This window comes from Citrobacter sp. Cpo030 (assembly GCF_030333005.1).
GTDB classification, from domain to species: domain Bacteria; phylum Pseudomonadota; class Gammaproteobacteria; order Enterobacterales; family Enterobacteriaceae; genus Citrobacter; species Citrobacter portucalensis.
Genome location: NZ_JAOWGT010000049.1, coordinates 1 through 17,622, shown reverse-complemented (window position 1 = coordinate 17,622; position 17,622 = coordinate 1). Strand labels below are relative to the sequence as shown.

Here is a 17,622-nt window from a genome sequence, read left to right as displayed (position 1 = left end):
TTTACTCTCAGGCTTAGGCTCCCGCTTCGCCCGTTATGTTGCTGATGGCGCTTTCACGCGCCGCCAGGACACGTTCAACGGTATCAACCACCGCCTGCGTTTGGGGATCGATTTCGATATTAACCCGCGCGCCCAGCTTTTTCTTGCCAAGCGTAGTACGCTCCAGCGTTTCCGGAATCAAATGCACACAAAAACGCGTCGGCGTCACTTCACCGACCGTCAGACTGATACCGTCAATACCAATAAATCCTTTGTACAGGATATATTTCATCAGCGACGGGTCCTGGACTTTAAACCACACCTGACGGTTATTCTCCGAGGTCAGAATTTTCGACACTTCGGCAGTGGTCATAATATGGCCCGACATTAAATGTCCGCCAATCTCATCACTGAATTTTGCCGCACGTTCAACGTTAACCAAATCTCCGACCTTCAGATCGCCCAGGTTGGTGATACGCAGCGTTTCTTTCATCAGGTCGAAGCTTATCTGGTTACCGTTAATTTCGGTGACCGTCAGGCAGCACCCATTGTGGGCAACCGATGCGCCGGTCTCCAGCGCATCCAGCATATATTCAGGCAACTCCACAACATGCGTACGAAAATTTGGTTTTTCATCAATGGACACCAATTTTGCGGTGCCCTGCACAATACCCGTAAACATACTTCCTACTCCTGAACTCAATTAAGACATCTCTGCACAGCACAATAGCAGGTGGAAATTCAGGTTGCCAGCAATGCGCCACCAGCGCCTGTTTTTTCACTGGAGAATTACGTATTCCTCGCTACAATAGACTGAAATTTCCCCTGCTTTTTCTCCTTGCTGCCATATAAGGCGGCTTTTTTAGTCTCTCAAATAACAACAATATAGTGGTGTACACGTGCAAAAGTATGTAAGTGAAGCGCGTCAGTTATTAGCTCTGGCAATTCCGGTGATTCTTGCGCAAATCGCTCAAACCGCAATGGGATTCGTTGATACCGTCATGGCGGGCGGATACAGCGCGACGGATATGGCGGCAGTCGCCATTGGTACGTCCATCTGGCTACCGGCCATTCTGTTTGGTCACGGACTACTGCTGGCGTTGACGCCGGTAATTGCGCAACTCAATGGTTCCGGACGCCGCGACCGTATCGCCCATCAAATACGTCAGGGCTTCTGGCTGGCGGGCAGCGTCTCCGTGCTGATTATGGTTGTGCTATGGAATGCGGGGTACATTATTCGCTCCATGCATAACATCGACCCGGCGCTGGCAGATAAGGCCGTTGGCTACCTGCGTGCCCTGCTGTGGGGCGCACCGGGTTATCTGTTCTTCCAGGTAGCCCGTAACCAGTGCGAAGGATTAGCAAAGACTAAACCGGCGATGGTGATGGGATTTCTCGGCCTGCTGGTGAACATTCCGGTTAACTATATTTTCATCTATGGGCATTTAGGCATGCCGGAACTGGGTGGCGTGGGTTGTGGTGTGGCAACAGCAGCGGTTTACTGGGTGATGTTTATCGCCATGCTCTCTTACATCAAACGTGCGCGTTCAATGCGCGATATCCGTAATGAGGGTGGTTTCCAGAAACCTGACACCGCAGTAATGAAGCGTCTGGTACAGCTGGGTTTACCTATCGCGCTGGCTTTATTTTTCGAAGTGACGTTGTTTGCGGTGGTCGCGCTACTAGTTTCTCCACTGGGGATTGTCGACGTAGCCGGACACCAAATCGCACTGAACTTCAGCTCGTTAATGTTCGTCCTGCCGATGTCTCTGGCTGCCGCCGTCACCATTCGTGTCGGCTATCGTCTGGGCCAGGGCTCCACGCTGGATGCGCAAACTGCAGCCAGAACGGGTCTGGGTGTTGGTGTCTGCATGGCTGTCGTAACGGCGATTTTCACCGTGACATTCCGCGAGCATATTGCCCTGCTCTATAACAATAACCCGGAAGTTGTCGCCCTGGCGGCTCAGCTCATGTTACTGGCCGCGGTGTATCAAATTTCGGACTCTATCCAGGTTATTGGCAGCGGGATCCTGCGTGGTTATAAAGATACGCGTTCCATTTTCTTTATTACCTTTACGGCATACTGGGTGCTGGGTCTGCCGAGCGGTTATATTCTGGCGCTTACCGATCTGGTAGTTGACCGAATGGGACCAGCGGGATTCTGGATGGGCTTTATTATCGGCCTGACCTCTGCGGCGATACTGATGATGCTGCGGATGCGGTTTCTACAACGCCAACCGTCAGCGGTTATTTTGCAACGCGCTGCGCGATAACCTCATAAAAGCCGCCGCCAGGCGGCTTTTTTTCGCCTCAAAACGGGCTGTCATTTTTGGCGTTCATCCACGCTTCACTAATGGGATGCCTGAAATGCAGTTCACTGGCATGCAGCATCAATCGCGGCGTTTGTTCAGTGCCAGGCAGCAAACGCCCGCCATACAAATCACATCCTAAAATGGGATGTCCTAACTGCTGACAGTGGATCCGTAGTTGATGGGTACGCCCGGTTTCAGGCGTCAGTTGCACTCGCGTCAAGGGGAGCAACGCCCCCTCTTCCTGACGATGATAAAAACGCTCGACAACCTGATAGCGCGAGCGTGCGGGTTTGCCGTTGAGAGCACAAATCGACATCAATGGAAACAGCGCCGGGTCTTTAGCAATCGCTGCATCGATAACCCCTTCGTCGTTTTCCAGATGCCCGCATAACAGCGCGCTGTACACCTTAGTGACCGTACGCTGGCTGAACTGCTGGCAAAGCGCGGCGTTGATAGCCTTGTTACGAGCGACCACCATCAGCCCAGAAGTGCCGAAATCAAGCCGATGTACCAGCGTGCAGCCAGGGTAAATCTGTACCAGCCGGTGATGTACCGAATCGAGATTCTGCGGATTTTTGCCCGACAGGCTAAGCAACCCGCTGGGTTTATTAATGAGCAACAGATGCTCGTCCTGATAGAGGGTCTCTATCTCGTCATGGCAAGGCGGGGCAATAAAGGTATCGAAGATCGTAGACATCAGGCGGCCAGAATGAGGTGTGGGAACGGATGATAACGAATTTTCACCACAGTGGCGAATCTGAGCATTGACCCAATGGCTGGCATGGTAGAGTGTGATTTATCCTGAGTGCGATGAGAGGGTTACTCTGTGCAACAAATCAATTTTTACATGGTGGATGCCTTTACCACCACGACGTTTGGCGGTAATGCCGCAGCAGTCTGTCCGCTCACGGACTGGTTGCCCGATGAAACATTATTAAAGATGGCGCAGCAGCATAACCAGTCAGAAACCGCTTTTTTTGTCGCCGATGAGGATGGTTTTGAGCTGCGTTGGTTTACCACTCAGGGTGAAATCAATCTTTGTGGGCATGCCACGCTTGCCGCCGCGCATGTCATCTTTGAACATCTGGATTACCCGGATACGAAAATCCAATTTGCTACCCGCTTTGTGGGACCGCTGACGGTCACGCGCTGCGGTGAATGGCTGACGCTTGATTTTCCAGCCTGGCCAAGCGAATCTGCCGTGCCGCCAGCTTTACTGCTGGAAACATTAGGCATCACCGAATACAAAGAGGTGCGTGTGGCAAGAGATTACATGGTGGTGCTGGAAAATCAACAGCAGGTTGAGGCTGTGCGCCCAAACATCCACGCCATGCTGCCGCTGGGGAAAATGGTATGCATCACCGCGCCGGGTGACGGGGAATACGATTTTGTCAGCCGTTTCTTTTGCCCGGGTGAAGCCGTCGCGGAAGACCCGGTCACAGGCTCGGCACATAGCATGCTGATCCCTTACTGGGCTGGAAAACTGAATAAAACACAGATGCTGGCACGCCAGGTCTCTGAACGCGGCGGGGATTTACGCTGTCAGTTAGCAGGAACGCGTGTTTATATCAGTGGGCAGGCGATAACTTATCTGACCGGTAAAGTGCTGTTGCGCTAGCGGCCTTACCCAAAATAACCAATCCATGGAGGATTTATGTCGAACAAACTCGTGCAGATACACTTTGATTTTCATGGTCCGTTTGGGGCTGAGATGTCGAATCAGCTCGTTGAACTGGCCGAATCAATCAACCAGGAGCCGGGGTTCATCTGGAAAATCTGGACCGAGAACGAAGCAAATCACGAAGCGGGTGGCATCTACCTGTTCCAGAACGAAGACACCGCTCAGGCCTATATCAAAAAGCATACCGCCCGCCTGAAGCACCTGGGTGTGGAAGAAGTAACGTTCAAAATCTTCGATATCAATGAACCGTTAAGTAAAATTAACCACGGTCATATCAGCTAAACTTTTGCCTTAGACGCCCCTCCCGGGGCGTTTCTTCATTTCCCCCGGCTTTCCCCTCATCAAAAGCGATCCCCCTCTTTCGTCACCTCGCGATTGCGCTATAGCGTGTGCCAAGTTTGCAATAGTTCACAAAATCATCACTCGCGAAAACTATCTCTAGCAGGAAGTGGCATAAAGGCGTATAAAATAATACAAACGGTATTATTTTATACAAAATGAATCACAAACTGCGACTGGAGATTCTCATATGACCGCGGACATTACACTGAACTCATCTGCTGGAAGCTTCCCGCCAGCAGGTCATTACTCGCACAGTACAACGGCTGGCGGATTCGTCTTCATTTCCGGGCAGTTGCCGGTCACTTTCGACGGCGAGAAAAAAGCGGATGCCTCTTTTGAAGATCAAACCCGGCTGGTACTCAAGAATATTGATGCTTGTCTGGCTGGTGCTGGGGCATCACGTCAGCATCTGGTGTCTGTTCGCGTCTATGTGACGGATATGAACCAGTGGCCGACGTTTAACAAAATCTATGGAGAGTGGATCGGCGATTTCCGTCCATCCCGTGCAGTAGCAGGTGTTGCGGAACTTCATTATGGTTTTGCGCTGGAAGTTGAAGCTATTGCGTTGGCCCCGCAAGCGTGACGTTTAACAACATACAGGTGAACAACAATGACTGAAATGACACTGCCTGATTATAACGATGTTGCCGCTGCGGCAGAGCGCATCGCAGATTATGCTAACAAAACGCCGGTGATGACCTCCCGAACGGTTAACGAAGAATTTGGCGCGGAAGTCTTCTTTAAGTGCGAAAACTTCCAGAGAATGGGCGCCTTCAAATTTCGCGGCGCTATGAATGCGCTACGCCAGTTCACCCCACAACAACGCGCTGCGGGCGTCGTGACGTTTTCTTCCGGCAACCATGCACAGGCCATTGCCCTGTCGGCAAAGTTGTTGGGCATTCCAGCAACAATTATCATGCCGCATGATGCCCCGGCGGCCAAAGTTGCGGCGACGAAAGGCTATGGCGGAAAAGTGGTAACTTACGATCGCTATACTGAAGATCGTGAAAAAATTGGTCGGGACCTGGCAGAGAAACAGGGGTTAACGCTGATCCCCCCTTATGACCATCCGCACGTGATCGCAGGCCAGGGCACCGCCACAAAAGAGCTGATTGAAGAAGTGGGTCAGTTAGACGCCCTTTTCGTGTGTCTGGGCGGTGGCGGCCTGCTCTCAGGATCCGCCCTGGCGGCCAGACATCTGTCTCCTGACTGCATCATCTATGGTGTCGAACCTGAGGCGGGTAACGATGGTCAACAGTCGTTCCGAAGTGGAAAAATAGTTCATATCGATACGCCCAAAACCATTGCTGACGGTGCTCAGACTCAACATCTCGGGAACTATACGTTTCAGATTATCAAGCAAAACGTGAACGATATTCTGACTGTTTCAGACGCTGAGTTAGTTGCCTCAATGAAATTTATCGCTGAACGCATGAAAATCGTCGTAGAGCCGACCGGGTGTCTGGGTTTTGCTGCCGCCAGAGCGCGTAAAGCTGAACTTCGCGGCAAGAAAATCGGCATTATCATCAGCGGCGGAAACGTGGATATCAGTCGCTACAGTGAATTTCTGGCCGGATGATAAACAGGGTATCTGCCATGCAGATACCCTACTTTTACTGTCTGTACACTCCCGTCTGGAAAAACGCTCCCAGGTCACTGTAAACTGCTCGCAATCATGGCAACAGACATCACCGCAGGAGACTGGCATGCCAAAAACCGACAATAACTCGCTTCTCAGCCAAATTGATACTATCGCCAGGGGATTGAGTGAGACCTTCTCTCCGTTTTGCGAAGTGGTGGTTCATGACCTCAAAAATCCTGAACATGCCATTTTGTCCATCCATAATAATCTGTCCGGACGTCAACCCGGCCAGCCAGCAACCGAGCTTGGCCTGGCGAGAATTGCATCACCTGACTTTCCCAGCATCATTGCGAACTACAGTAATCAGTTTGCCGATGGCCGCCCGGTGAAAAGTACCTCCATTGGCATCAAGGACGAAGACGGCAAATACGTAGCGGCACTTTGCCTGAATGTCGATATGACGCTGTTCCGTGGTATGCAGAGTGCTCTTGCGCGTTTTACTGAAACTGAAAATTCCCCCATTAAGGAACATATCGATCCCGGCAGTAATGAAGTCATCCGCCAGCGTATTGATGACTTTGCCGCTAAACGCGCGACGACGGCCCGAGCCCTTAAACCTCAAGACCGTAAGCTGCTGATTCAACAATTACGCCAGGACGGTTTGCTGAACGTACGCAAATCTATGGACACAGTAGCGCAGCATCTGGGCGTATCGAGGGCCACCGCCTATCTGTATGCCCGCCAGTCAGCTCAGGCGGGTGAATAAACGGGTTCAGATAGACCACACTTGCCGCGTATAGAATTTCTGTCCTTGATTACCGACACGAAGCGTTCCCGCTCCACTAAAGGCGGCTTCGTGCCCGATATAGTTACCTACCAGTAAACAACCAAATCCAGCCGCAGTGAAAAAATAAACCTTTATTTTCGTGCGTATTTATTGGCACTGAGTAAATAGATGATTTATTTTTGTACATACATAGTGAAATTTAGCTTTACTCAAATAACACACCAGCATTTTTAATGCATCACAGTAGAACAGACAACAAATAACCCACTGATTTAAAAGAGTTAAAAAGCCATTGAAGTTATTACACCAATAATACCCATGCAATATATATAAATAGCGTGATATCTAAATTATAATTCTTTAACATCCGGCTGATTGGTGAGGTAAGAATGCGGTTAATGGTCATGTTGGTAAGCTTTGTACTCTCCACCCAGCTATGGGCAGGTGAACTTTCCAGGCCCACCGGTAAAGTGCTTTTAACGCTGTCGGGTAATATTGAAAATACAAATGCAGACGGGAAAGCCGTTTTTGATACCGCCAGCCTTGAGAAGCTGGGCATGGTCAGTTTCCAGACCACCTCCCCTTGGTATAATGGGCGTACTACCTTTACGGGTATTCCGCTACAAAAGCTCATGGATTATGTCGGGGCTAACGGCTCTGTTGTTAAGGTCACTGCACTCAATGACTACACCACCGTTATCCCTCTTAGTGATTTCAAAAAATACAATGCTATCCTTGCGTTAAAAATCAACGGAAAATATATGCGCATCCGTGACAAAGGCCCGTTATTCATTGTGTACCCCTATGACAGCATGCCAGAACTGAATAATCAGATTTATTATTCAAGGTCTGCATGGCAGGTCAGTAGTATGGATATTGAGTAAGCGTTCAGGGGAACATCATGAACAGAATACTGGCTGGCATCATCTTTTTTCTTTTTATATCTACCGGGTATATCTCTTTCCTCGTGCATGAACGGCAACAAGAGTTACAGAAACTGACTCACTACACCGATTCCTGGTCTGCTGCTCAGCTGGTATCACAATATTACCGATTTGAATCGTTGCTTGGTCTTTACACTATCGATGATACGATGAATCTCGATGATGTACGCATGCGCCTCGACATTATGCTTAGCCAGAGTGATTTGATAAAAGAAGGAGACCTGGGGCGCTACATCGAAAGCAATATAGCGCACCGTGAACTGGCGGTAAAACTTGAAAATACCCTTAGTTTTCTGGATGTTAATCTAGAGAAAATGAACCGTTTAGCACTCCAGGCTTATCTGAAAAAAATGCATACTCTGGATGCGCCACTGGGTCGTCTTTCATCTGGTGCGTTAAACAAAGATGTTAACTCGATCAATAACGCCAACCAAAAAATTCAGACGCTGTACTATATTTATTCTGCTACCTCTGTGCTGCTGATAATACTGAGTGCGATTCTGGGCGTGCTCATTTTCTATCAAAACAGAAATATTCTGCGGGCGCACCTGCAGGTCAAGAGTCTTGCCGAAGAACTGCAGAAATCTAAAGAAAAACTGCAAATGCAGAATGCTAAACTGGAATATGACGTCTACCATGACTCTCTTACCGAGATGAATAACCGTCAGCTATTCTGGAGCGATTTAAATAAAACAATTGAGAGAGCAGAAAAAAATCACGATTCTGTGACTGTGATGTTATTTGATTTAGATCGATTCAAAGAAGTAAATGATACGTATGGTCATGATGCCGGTGATATGTTGCTACGCCAGATATCTGACCGACTGGTTTCGATGAGCCTTACCTCGGATACGCTGTATCGCCTGGGTGGAGATGAATTTGCGTTTCTCTCAAGCGGCCTGACAGAAAGCCACGCCGTTTCGCGCGCCCAGAAAATATGTGAATTTATCAGCCAGCCCTACACTATTTATAACACGATTATCAACATAACCACCTGTGTTGGCATTGTTATCTCAGACACTGAACGTCGTTCCGACTATCTTTATAAATTTGCCGATCTGGCCCTTTATGAAGCCAAAGGTGAAGGCTCTGGTAAGATAAAAGTCTTCCGACAACGAATGTTAGAAAAGCTACAAGAAAGCAGAACGCTTGAGCATGATATGGCATTGGCAATAGTGAACAAAGAATTCGTGGTTTATTATCAGCCCATTGTTGACTCCTTCAGCCAGGAAATTTATAGCTATGAAGCCCTAATTCGTTGGCTCCATCCTCTAAAGGGCCTCCTGTCGCCGGATAACTTTATTCCTGTTGCTGAAAAAACCGGAATGATTAATGAGATGGGGAAAGCTGTGCTTGAAATTGCCTGCCGGGAAGCGGCTTGTTGGGCGGTTCCGGCTAAAATTTCAGTGAATGTCTCTCCTGTCCAGCTAAGCAGCAAAGCCTTTGTCGGTATCGTACTGTCTATTCTGAAAGAAACTGGACTCCCAGCCGATCGTCTTGAACTGGAAGTAACAGAATCCTCTCTCTTCACTGAGAGTACGACGCCGATGAACACACTTAACAAACTCAGAGCCATGGGTGTAAAAATCTCCATCGATGATTTTGGCACCGGATATTCTTCCCTTTCGCGCCTGAGCAGGCTTGCCTTCGATAAAATTAAAATAGACAAGTCGTTTGTCCATTCAATATCCACACAGGAAGATGCACTTAATATCATCAAACTGATCACCGGCATGGCGAAATCCCTCAATATGAAGGCTGTTGCTGAAGGTGTTGAAACGCAGGAACAACTAAAAAGCCTTCAGGCGCTGGGCTGCGATTTCGCCCAAGGATATCTGTTTGGTAAACCTCAGCCTTGTATCGATGAGAAAATCAGAAACGGTTGAATCGCTCTCAGACTATTTGATCATCAACCGTAGCGCTAAATCATTCGGATAAGGATCAAAATAGTTCTGGGTAAGCAGATAGCTGTCTGGGTATTCAGCCAGATAGTGCTTGAGTAGCGTCAGAGGCGCCAATATTGGCAGCAGCCCACCGCTATAGTTGAGGATAACGTCACGTAACTCTCCGCGCTGGCGGGTGTTCAACCGTTCGCGGAAGTAGCCCTGGATATGCATCAGTACGTTGGTGTGATTTTTCCGTGAGGCGGGCTTTTTGAGGATCGTCATGAGCTTTTCACGATAGACAACGAAAAAAGCGTCCAAATCATCCCACTGGTGAAGCGAGGCAACGAATGGGCCGATTTCCCGGTAACCGGCCTGGTGATGAGCCAGAAGCTGGAGCTTATAGCGACTGTGAAAGTTGAGTAAGCCATGGCGAGTAAGACCATTGGCCCGCAGCCTATTAAGCTCATGCAATGCGAACACGCGTTCGACAAAGTTCTCCCTCAGCACCGGATCGTGCAAGCGGCCATCTTCTTCGACTGGCAACCACGGGTAGGTTTCCATTAATGCGCCAGTAAACAGACCAGTCCCTTCTTTTCGCCCACGATTTCCCTTCTCGTCATACAGTCTCACTCTTTCCATACCGCAACTCGGTGATTTAGCACAGACGATAAAACCCGAGAGGCCACCAAGTCCCTGAAGATATGAGTTGGCGAAATCGGACATTTTATCGGTTACATCCTCACCAGGCGCATGGCTAAAACAGATGCGGACATTCCCTTGGGCGGTTTGAACCAGACGCAACGCGGGACGTGGTACAGGCAAACCGATAGACATCTCAGGGCAGACAGGTTTGAAAGTCACCCACTGAGCCAGCTCGTCCATCACAAACCCCATCCGTTTATGCCCACCGTCGAATCGCACGGCTGAACCAGTTAAACATCCACTAATCCCGATGACAGGCTGAGTGTTCATAACGACCCCCTCGTTAATTGATGACCCTTTTCGGGAAAAAATGACGGTTTCACTATTAAATCATAGCGTACGTTATCTGCTGTGAGATGGAAGAAAGACCGGAGACTTCAGTTTAGACTGGTACTGTTTTCAGGGAGGAGATCAAGGATAGCTATCCCGCCAGTGAAGCAAGGACAATAAGAATGTAGCCTTAGTGCAACATCTTTATTCTAAATATCTGCAGCTAAAGTTGGTAAATCCCCTGAACGGTTCTATAGTCGGGACTGCTTCTCATTACAGGGTTCACTAATGCGATTTAACGGACTGACTAAAGGTTTCTTCATTTTCATACTTGCCCTCGTGACCTGGGCGTTCTTCGATGTATTGTCCCCCTACTTTTCCGCCATTTTGTGGGCCGCGATATTAACGACTATCTTTAACCCGGTAAAAAACAGACTGCGTAGCGCGCTTGGCGAACGCAACGGGCTGGCATCGTTGATTACCATCGCCATTATCTGTCTGATTGTCTTTATCCCGCTGATGGTAATCCTGTCATCGCTGGCCATTGAACTGAATGTGGTGTACACCAAACTGCAACAGAATGACACGCAGTTCCCGGAAGTTGTCACTTCTGTTCTTTCGTACCTTCCTGATTGGGCCAGAGGATTTCTGGCAGAACACAATCTGGATGATGTCGCGCAGATCCAGAAAAAACTGTCCGATGTCGTGCTGCAAGGCGGGCAGTACCTTGCTGGCAGTGCATTCCTGATTGGGAAAGGGACATTCGGCTTTGCTATCAGCTTTGGCATCATGCTGTATCTGCTGTTTTTCTTACTGAAGGATGGACCGTATTTGGTGCGCCAGATTCTGGACTCATTACCGCTTTCTGATTTTGCCAAACAGCACCTGTTTGCCAAATTCGTCGGCGTGACGCGGGCAACGGTCAAGGGCACAGCAGTTGTCGCATTGGTTCAGGGGATTCTTGGCGGCATTGCGTTTGCGATTGTAGATATCGACGGCAGCGTTCTGTGGGGTGCATTGATGGCGTTTCTCTCCCTCGTGCCCGCCGTCGGTTCAGCGATCGTCTGGGTACCAGCAGCAATATTCCTGTTCGCCACCCACCAGCTATGGCAAGGGCTGTTTATCGTTGGCTTCTTCGTGATTATCGTTGGGCTGGTGGACAATATCCTGCGCCCGCTGCTGGTAGGTAAAGACACCAAAATGCCGGACTACCTGATTTTGATTACCACTCTCGGCGGCATGGAGATCTACGGCATTAACGGCTTTGTGATTGGCCCCCTGATTGCTGCGCTTTTCATAACCTGCTGGAACCTGTTTTCCGGGCGTGATCATGAAGGCAACGTGGAAGGAATCGACGAAGCCTTTATGGAAGAAGGAAAAAATCCTCCAGATTTATGATTGCAGGACGATAACAGAAGGCGGTTTCAGGACCGCCTTTTTTATTTTCACGCAAAATCATACGTTTCCTATAATTTCAATCATGCTTATTCATTAATCGTCGCAGAAGGAACTAATCAGTGCGAATAGCCACAATTACCAACTGGGCCTATAGCGCGACGGTATGTCTGACCATCGCTTCAGGCGTTGTCATGCTGATGGCATCCAGCGCCGATAACACAGAACGCCAGGTGGTAGAACAGCGTTATCAGTTCGATCAACTTACCGAAGAAGTCGAACTCGATGCCTGGTCGCTGTCCGACCTGGCGCGCGACTATGTTATTGCAAAAGATCCTGAGGTGCTTAACGCCTACCGTCAGAAAGAAGCGTCGCTGAAAGCTGTTGAGCATCGTCTGTCGAAGCTCAAGGACCTTGGAGCAACGGATGAAGAGCTGGCGCTATTGCACGAAGGGTTACAGATTGTTGATGCCCTGCAGGACGAGCAAGCTGCGGCGCTTGCCAGCGTCGCGCGCGCAGAAGAGTCGCAGGCTATTGCCCTGCTCTATGGAAAAAGCTATGAACAGGAACTGGAACGCGCCCAGGACCGGATAGATCATTTCCGCCAACTGCTCGATAACCGCGTACGTAATACGATTGAAGATGCAACCCAGTCATCCCGCATGCTGCGGACGGCCTCTGAAGTGATGGTCGGTCTGACGGCGCTGCTGTTTTTATTCGTTCTCGGTTTCATTCTAAAGCGTCGCGTCCTGCGCCCCGTCGTGCGTTTGAGCGATGTCGTAAACCGTCTCGCATCGCAGGATTATGCCGTTGAGACGCCCAGTTTTAACCAGATAGATGAAATAGGCGACATGGCGCAGGCGATCCGGATATTTCGCGAGAACGGTCTGGCGCGTCAGAGACTGGAGAAAGAGCGAGATGCCGACTGGGCAATCCGCGATCTTCTGGCGCGCATGACGCAACGTCTGCAGGGTTGCGAGAGTTTTGCCGATGTCATCAATGTTGCAGAGCTGTTTGCACCGAATATTGCTCCAGGTATTGCCGGGCGGCTTTACATACTGGACCAGGAACCCTGGCAAATGCGCTGCGTTGCACAGTGGCTTTCTCCGCAGGGTAAAGCGGATGCGTTCCACCCGGACGAATGCTGGGCTGTGCGCCGCGGCCAGAGCCATCCTCCGGTACAAGGTGAACCCGATATTGCCTGCTACCATCTGCCAGAGTCATGTCAACACCACACCCTGTGTATTCCGCTGATTGCCCAGGGCGAAGCCATCGGTCTGCTCTCATTCCAGAACCTTAGCGATGATTCCGCCCCCTCCCGTGCATATCTGGAGCTGATGGCAGAAGCACTCGGCCTCGCATTAGCCAACCAGCGTCTGCGTGATGCTCTGTTGGAAAAAGCGCTCTACGACCCGCTAACCGGACTGCGCAACCGTCATCATCTTGAAGATACACTGCGTACCCAGATGAGCCAGGCAGTGCGTAATAAAGAACCGATCAGTTGCCTGATGATCGATATCGATCATTTTAAAAGTATTAATGACCGCTTTGGCCATGAGGCAGGCGATAGCGTAATCAAAAGTATCGCTGCGACTATTCAGCGCGTTGTCCACGACAGCGGTATGGCCTTCCGCTACGGCGGTGAAGAGTTTCTGGTACTACTGCCCAATACGGATGAACAGGCCGCTAACCGCTTTGCAACAGAAATCTACAACGGCGTACGCGAACTGTCGCTGCGCTTTGGCGTTTCCGATATTGGACACGTGGATGTCTCTATTGGCGTTGCCAGCTATCCGCAGCACGCCCAGAGCGACAACCTGTTACGCGCCGCAGATGTGGCACTGTACCGCGCGAAAGAGTTAGGTCGTTCGCGCATTGTGAGCTTTGGCATGCTGGAAGCGAGCTGATATGGGCCAGCACTTCGGGCATTGCTTTACCTCTACGCCAGGTGGTATGTTAACTGGATGAACACAAACAACGATATCACCGCTTTTAATCACAACCTGTGGTGGCTGCCTTCTTAAAGGCGGTCAGAATGTGTTTTCCTCATTTTAAATAACCGCCGAAAGGCGGTTATTTGCATTTAGAGACCCCTTTCGGTTTTATGACTAAGGAGTCTGACATGAACAATAAAACCATCATCCTCACAGGCGATCGTCCCACCGGCCCGCTGCATCTTGGCCATTATGTGGGGTCATTGCGCCAGCGCGCCACGCTGCAACACGATTATCAGCAGTTTATATTGGTGGCTGACCTACAAGGGTTAACCGATAACGGCAGCACACCGCAAAAGATCCGCAACAATATTCCCGAAGTACTTGCCGACTATCTTGCCGGAGGAATAGACCCGTCACTCACCACCATCTGTCTGCAATCTGCACTGCCTGCTCTCGCAGAGTTAACCGCACTTTATATGAACATCGTCACCGTGGCTCGCGTGGAGCGTAATCCTACGGTCAAAAACGAAATTGCGCAGAAAGGGTTCGCCCGTTCGTTACCGGTTGGCTTTCTGGTTTATCCCATCAGTCAGGCGGCAGATATTACGGCCTTCAAAGCCGAAGTCGTTCCCGTCGGCGACGATCAGTTGCCAATGATTGAGCAGACTAACGAAATCGTGCATAAGATGAATAGCCTGTTACCGGCCCCCGTCCTATCGCACTGCAAAGCGCTGCTGAGTGAAACCAGCCGCCTTCCAGGGATCGACGGAAACGCTAAAATGTCAAAATCGCTTGGTAACACATTGCTCCTGTCAGCCAGCGAAGAAACCATTCACCGCGCGGTCAGCGCAATGTACACCGACCCTAATCATCTGAAAGTGTCCGACCCAGGGCAAATAGACGGCAATATGGTATTCACTTACCTCGATGCTTTTCATCCGGATAAAGCAAAAGTGGCGGAAATGAAAGCGCATTACCAACGGGGTGGACTGGGTGACCGGACATGCAAAAACGAGCTGGAAGTGTGCTTGCAAGAACTCATCGCGCCAATGCGCGAGCGGCGGGCAACCTACATTCAGGATAAAGGCATGCTGATGGCGATGCTCAAAAAAGGAAGCGAGCAGGCGCACGAGATTACGCAGCAGACATTAAGAGAAGTGAAGCAAGGGCTGGGTTTGCCGGTGTTCTAATCTGGATTGATGTCTCTCCCGGCGGGAAATAACCACCGGGAGGGGTGACTCTTTATGGCGCTAATTCAACTCATATCACGTGACACCCGAGGTTGTGACTCAACGATTCCCTACTGAATGTAAATACCCTTTCCAGCCATTTACATGATTTACACATAGCACAATTACATAATCAAAATTAGCCAGTAATCTCTATCCTTCCTCGCCTTTCCCCACCCTTATAAAATCGATTATATAACCTTAGCGAGTTTTAAAATGATTAACCGTAAAGCCACTGCATTATCTCTGACTGCGATTAGCATTTTATTTTCATCCGCTGTCTTTGCAGATGATTCAGGCAGCGTTAGCGACCAAATGACGGTAAAACTGACCGTCGAAAAATCATGCAAGGTCAGCGTTGATGATATGGATTTTGGCTCACACGGTAGTAATGATGGGGCTGTTACAGCCTCTGCCAAAGCTTATGTAACCTGTACAAACGGCACAGGGTATATGCTCGGAACGGATAAAACTCACGATTTCGAAATGAGTTCTAACGACACCGCCGATGCAAAAAAAGTAGCCTATACCCTTTCTACCGACCATCCTGGCGGCACTTCTCTGGCTGATAATGGTATTTCAGCTATCGGTACCGGTGAACAGCAAGCATTGCCCATCTTCGGGAAAGTAACGGCAAATGCCCTGAAACAGGCCTCTGCTGGGGACTATACCGATACCGTTACATTAACAGTTACATATTGATTTAATATTAAAGGTGCAGCATATGAAGCGATTTATTTTATGGGTTGGTGTTAGCGTCTTGAGCCTGGCCTGCACAATAAACTCATACGCTGCCACCTTGCAGGTGTACCCGGTCACTCTGGGATTCTGTGGTAAAGAATCCGCCCAGGCTATCTATGTACGTAACACAGGTAGCGCCACTATCGGGGCACAGATCCGTGTCTATGCGTGGAAACAGCAAAATAATAAAGACAACTTGACCGAGACCCAGGACGTAATGGTTAGCCCTCCTATGACCACAATCCCGGTCTCCCGCCAGCAATTGATCCGGGTTATCTTAACAACGCCAGGTAGTGGTGATAACGAGCAGGCCTACCGTATTATCGTTGATGAACTCCCTGGTGAAAATAATATGGCTGATAAAGATGGGGTTCGTTTCTTGCTGCGTTATTCCATCCCGGTATTTGTTAATTGTAAAGATACCCAACCCATCAGTAGTCAACTAGATGTATCAATCGATCGTTCAGTTCATCCATTAATGTTAAAAATAAAAAACAATGGCACACAGCATGTTAAATTAAGCGATGTTTTTATTTTTTCTGGCAAGAGAAGTGTTGCCATGAGCAATGGATTACTCGGGTATGTATTACCGCATAGTGAAAAGGAATGGCCGTTACCGAATGGAATAACTACTGCGTCATCTTTATCACTTAATTTGAATGACAATGCTAAAACGCAGATCATTAACATTACACCTTAAATCCATTGTTGTTTTTTTATTGGTATGTCCCTCTGTCCAGTCAGCGGAAAATGAGACACTGTATCTGACTGCAACGATAAATGAATCGCCACGGGTTTAACAGACACCTCAGAGTCATTTAAGATGGCTTAAAGAGAGGTGCCCATGAGCGGTAAGCGTTATCCCGAAGAGTTTAAAACTGAAGCAGTCAAACAGGTTGTTGATCGCGGTTATTCTGTTGCCAGCGTTGCAACACGTCTCGATATCACCACCCACAGCCTTTATGCCTGGATAAAGAAGTACGGTCCGGATTCTTCCACTAATAAAGAACAGTCAGATGCTCAGGCCGAGATCCGCCGTCTCCAGAAAGAGCTGAAACGGGTTACCGACGAACGGGACATATTAAAAAAAGCCGCGGCGTACTTCGCAAAGCTGTCCGACTGAGGTACGCCTTTATCCGTGACAACTCCTGTTGCTGGCCTGTTCGCCTGCTCTGTCGGGTGCTGGATGTTCATCCCAGTGGTTTTTACGCCTGGCTTCAGCAGCCGCATTCACAACGCCATCAGGCAGACCTGAGACTGACAGGACAGATTAAACAGTTCTGGCTGGAGTCGGGATGCGTCTATGGTTATCGCAAAATCCATCTGGATCTGCGTGACAGCGGGCAACAGTGCGGAGTAAACAGAGTCTGGAGACTGATGAAACGTGTCGGAATAAAGGCTCAGGTCGGATACCGAAGCCCGCGGGCACGTAAAGGCGAGGCCAGTATCGTGTCACCCAACAGGCTCCAGCGACAGTTCAATCCGGATGCTCCTGATGAGCGTTGGGTAACGGACATAACCTACATCAGGACCCACGAAGGCTGGCTGTATCTTGCCGTTGTTGTTGATCTGTTCTCACGCAAAATTATCGGCTGGTCCATGCAATCCCGGATGACAAAGGACATTGTCCTGAACGCACTGCTGATGGCTGTATGGCGGCGTAATCCCGAAAAACAGGTGCTGGTTCATTCGGATCAGGGCAGTCAGTACACAAGCCATGAGTGGCAGTCGTTCCTGAAATCACACGGCCTGGAGGGTAGCATGAGCCGTCGCGGTAACTGCCATGATAATGCGGTTGCAGAAAGTTTTTTCCAGTTGTTGAAACGTGAACGGAT

The 17,622-nt window shown here is 49.5% G+C and carries 16 protein-coding genes and 1 pseudogene; 14 read left to right on the top strand and 3 right to left on the bottom strand.

Annotation, left to right across the window (positions count from 1 at the left end; translation table 11 throughout):
• Nucleotides 1–13 precede the first annotated feature (13 nt).
• Nucleotides 14–661 carry a riboflavin synthase gene (locus OGY37_RS06905; protein ID WP_003832752.1) on the bottom strand — a complete coding sequence of 216 codons (648 nt, stop codon included), beginning with the start codon at nucleotides 659–661 and terminating at the stop codon, nucleotides 14–16.
• A gap of 217 nt (nucleotides 662–878) precedes the next feature.
• On the opposite strand from OGY37_RS06905, the gene mdtK reads away from it, so the two are divergent.
• Nucleotides 879–2,252: a multidrug efflux MATE transporter MdtK gene (gene mdtK / locus OGY37_RS06900; RefSeq protein WP_286552410.1), complete on the top strand. Its 1,374-nt coding sequence runs from the start codon at nucleotides 879–881 to the stop codon at nucleotides 2,250–2,252.
• Nucleotides 2,253–2,289: 37 nt separating this feature from the next.
• Here mdtK and OGY37_RS06895 read toward each other — a convergent pair whose 3' ends face one another.
• Entirely contained in the window at nucleotides 2,290–2,988 is a 699-nt protein-coding gene (locus tag OGY37_RS06895; protein ID WP_286620415.1) for an RluA family pseudouridine synthase, read from the bottom strand.
• Nucleotides 2,989–3,117: 129 nt separating this feature from the next.
• On the opposite strand from OGY37_RS06895, the gene OGY37_RS06890 reads away from it, so the two are divergent.
• The 7 genes from OGY37_RS06890 (at nucleotide 3,118) to OGY37_RS06860 (ending at nucleotide 9,513) form a co-directional block, all read left to right on the top strand.
• Nucleotides 3,118–3,909 (top strand): PhzF family phenazine biosynthesis protein, encoded by a 792-nt coding sequence (locus OGY37_RS06890; RefSeq protein WP_286620413.1) that lies wholly within the window; start codon nucleotides 3,118–3,120, stop codon nucleotides 3,907–3,909.
• A gap of 36 nt (nucleotides 3,910–3,945) precedes the next feature.
• On the top strand, nucleotides 3,946–4,254 hold the full coding sequence (locus tag OGY37_RS06885; RefSeq protein ID WP_003832746.1) for a monooxygenase: 309 nt from the start codon (nucleotides 3,946–3,948) through the stop codon (nucleotides 4,252–4,254).
• A 247-nt stretch (nucleotides 4,255–4,501) separates the two neighbouring features.
• Entirely contained in the window at nucleotides 4,502–4,897 is a 396-nt protein-coding gene (locus OGY37_RS06880; RefSeq protein ID WP_003832744.1) for a RidA family protein, read from the top strand.
• 27 nt (nucleotides 4,898–4,924) lie between these two features.
• Nucleotides 4,925–5,893: a threo-3-hydroxy-L-aspartate ammonia-lyase gene (locus OGY37_RS06875; protein WP_003832743.1), complete on the top strand. Its 969-nt coding sequence runs from the start codon at nucleotides 4,925–4,927 to the stop codon at nucleotides 5,891–5,893.
• Between the two features lie 127 nt (nucleotides 5,894–6,020).
• Nucleotides 6,021–6,662: a helix-turn-helix transcriptional regulator gene (locus tag OGY37_RS06870; RefSeq protein WP_008784655.1), complete on the top strand. Its 642-nt coding sequence runs from the start codon at nucleotides 6,021–6,023 to the stop codon at nucleotides 6,660–6,662.
• A gap of 410 nt (nucleotides 6,663–7,072) precedes the next feature.
• Complete coding sequence (locus OGY37_RS06865) at nucleotides 7,073–7,567, top strand: putative pterin-binding protein (RefSeq protein ID WP_003832739.1); 495 nt, start codon at nucleotides 7,073–7,075, stop codon at nucleotides 7,565–7,567.
• Nucleotides 7,568–7,584: 17 nt separating this feature from the next.
• Nucleotides 7,585–9,513, top strand: a complete 1,929-nt coding sequence (locus OGY37_RS06860; RefSeq protein WP_126956289.1) for a putative bifunctional diguanylate cyclase/phosphodiesterase — start codon at nucleotides 7,585–7,587, stop codon at nucleotides 9,511–9,513.
• A gap of 12 nt (nucleotides 9,514–9,525) precedes the next feature.
• On the opposite strand, the gene OGY37_RS06855 is transcribed toward OGY37_RS06860, so the two are convergent.
• Nucleotides 9,526–10,485, bottom strand: a complete 960-nt coding sequence (locus tag OGY37_RS06855) for a YbgA family protein (RefSeq protein WP_148362024.1) — start codon at nucleotides 10,483–10,485, stop codon at nucleotides 9,526–9,528.
• Between the two features lie 288 nt (nucleotides 10,486–10,773).
• Here OGY37_RS06855 and OGY37_RS06850 point away from each other — a divergent pair, with 288 nt between their 5' ends.
• The 6 genes and pseudogenes from OGY37_RS06850 to OGY37_RS06825 form a co-directional block, all read left to right on the top strand.
• A complete protein-coding gene (locus OGY37_RS06850; RefSeq protein ID WP_126318234.1) occupies nucleotides 10,774–11,883 on the top strand; it encodes an AI-2E family transporter in 1,110 nt (369 codons plus the stop codon).
• A 119-nt stretch (nucleotides 11,884–12,002) separates the two neighbouring features.
• Nucleotides 12,003–13,787 (top strand): diguanylate cyclase, encoded by a 1,785-nt coding sequence (locus tag OGY37_RS06845; RefSeq protein WP_284969244.1) that lies wholly within the window; start codon nucleotides 12,003–12,005, stop codon nucleotides 13,785–13,787.
• Nucleotides 13,788–14,002: 215 nt separating this feature from the next.
• A complete protein-coding gene (gene trpS / locus OGY37_RS06840) occupies nucleotides 14,003–15,007 on the top strand; it encodes a tryptophan--tRNA ligase (protein WP_286620410.1) in 1,005 nt (334 codons plus the stop codon).
• Nucleotides 15,008–15,262: 255 nt separating this feature from the next.
• A complete protein-coding gene (locus OGY37_RS06835) occupies nucleotides 15,263–15,748 on the top strand; it encodes a Csu type fimbrial protein (protein ID WP_003832728.1) in 486 nt (161 codons plus the stop codon).
• 22 nt (nucleotides 15,749–15,770) lie between these two features.
• The gene (locus tag OGY37_RS06830) at nucleotides 15,771–16,487 is read left to right on the top strand and encodes a fimbrial biogenesis chaperone (protein ID WP_003832727.1); all 717 of its coding nucleotides are present in this window, start codon (nucleotides 15,771–15,773) and stop codon (nucleotides 16,485–16,487) included.
• A gap of 144 nt (nucleotides 16,488–16,631) precedes the next feature.
• Nucleotides 16,632–17,622: pseudogene (locus tag OGY37_RS06825) on the top strand (IS3 family transposase); the annotation flags it as partial.

Excerpts from the sequence above, each read along its gene's own strand:
- OGY37_RS06850 (WP_126318234.1), top strand. The coding sequence starts at position 10,774 with ATGCGATTTAACGGACTGACTAAAGGTTTCTTCATTTTCATACTTGCC.
- OGY37_RS06875 (WP_003832743.1), top strand. The coding sequence starts at position 4,925 with ATGACTGAAATGACACTGCCTGATTATAACGATGTTGCCGCTGCGGCA.
- OGY37_RS06860 (WP_126956289.1), top strand. The coding sequence starts at position 7,585 with ATGAACAGAATACTGGCTGGCATCATCTTTTTTCTTTTTATATCTACC.
- OGY37_RS06865 (WP_003832739.1), top strand. The coding sequence starts at position 7,073 with ATGCGGTTAATGGTCATGTTGGTAAGCTTTGTACTCTCCACCCAGCTA.
- OGY37_RS06885 (WP_003832746.1), top strand. The coding sequence starts at position 3,946 with ATGTCGAACAAACTCGTGCAGATACACTTTGATTTTCATGGTCCGTTT.
- OGY37_RS06830 (WP_003832727.1), top strand. The coding sequence starts at position 15,771 with ATGAAGCGATTTATTTTATGGGTTGGTGTTAGCGTCTTGAGCCTGGCC.
- OGY37_RS06835 (WP_003832728.1), top strand. The coding sequence starts at position 15,263 with ATGATTAACCGTAAAGCCACTGCATTATCTCTGACTGCGATTAGCATT.
- trpS (WP_286620410.1), top strand. The coding sequence starts at position 14,003 with ATGAACAATAAAACCATCATCCTCACAGGCGATCGTCCCACCGGCCCG.
- OGY37_RS06870 (WP_008784655.1), top strand. The coding sequence starts at position 6,021 with ATGCCAAAAACCGACAATAACTCGCTTCTCAGCCAAATTGATACTATC.
- OGY37_RS06895 (WP_286620415.1), bottom strand. The coding sequence starts at position 2,988 with ATGTCTACGATCTTCGATACCTTTATTGCCCCGCCTTGCCATGACGAG.
- OGY37_RS06855 (WP_148362024.1), bottom strand. The coding sequence starts at position 10,485 with ATGAACACTCAGCCTGTCATCGGGATTAGTGGATGTTTAACTGGTTCA.
- OGY37_RS06880 (WP_003832744.1), top strand. The coding sequence starts at position 4,502 with ATGACCGCGGACATTACACTGAACTCATCTGCTGGAAGCTTCCCGCCA.
- OGY37_RS06905 (WP_003832752.1), bottom strand. The coding sequence starts at position 661 with ATGTTTACGGGTATTGTGCAGGGCACCGCAAAATTGGTGTCCATTGAT.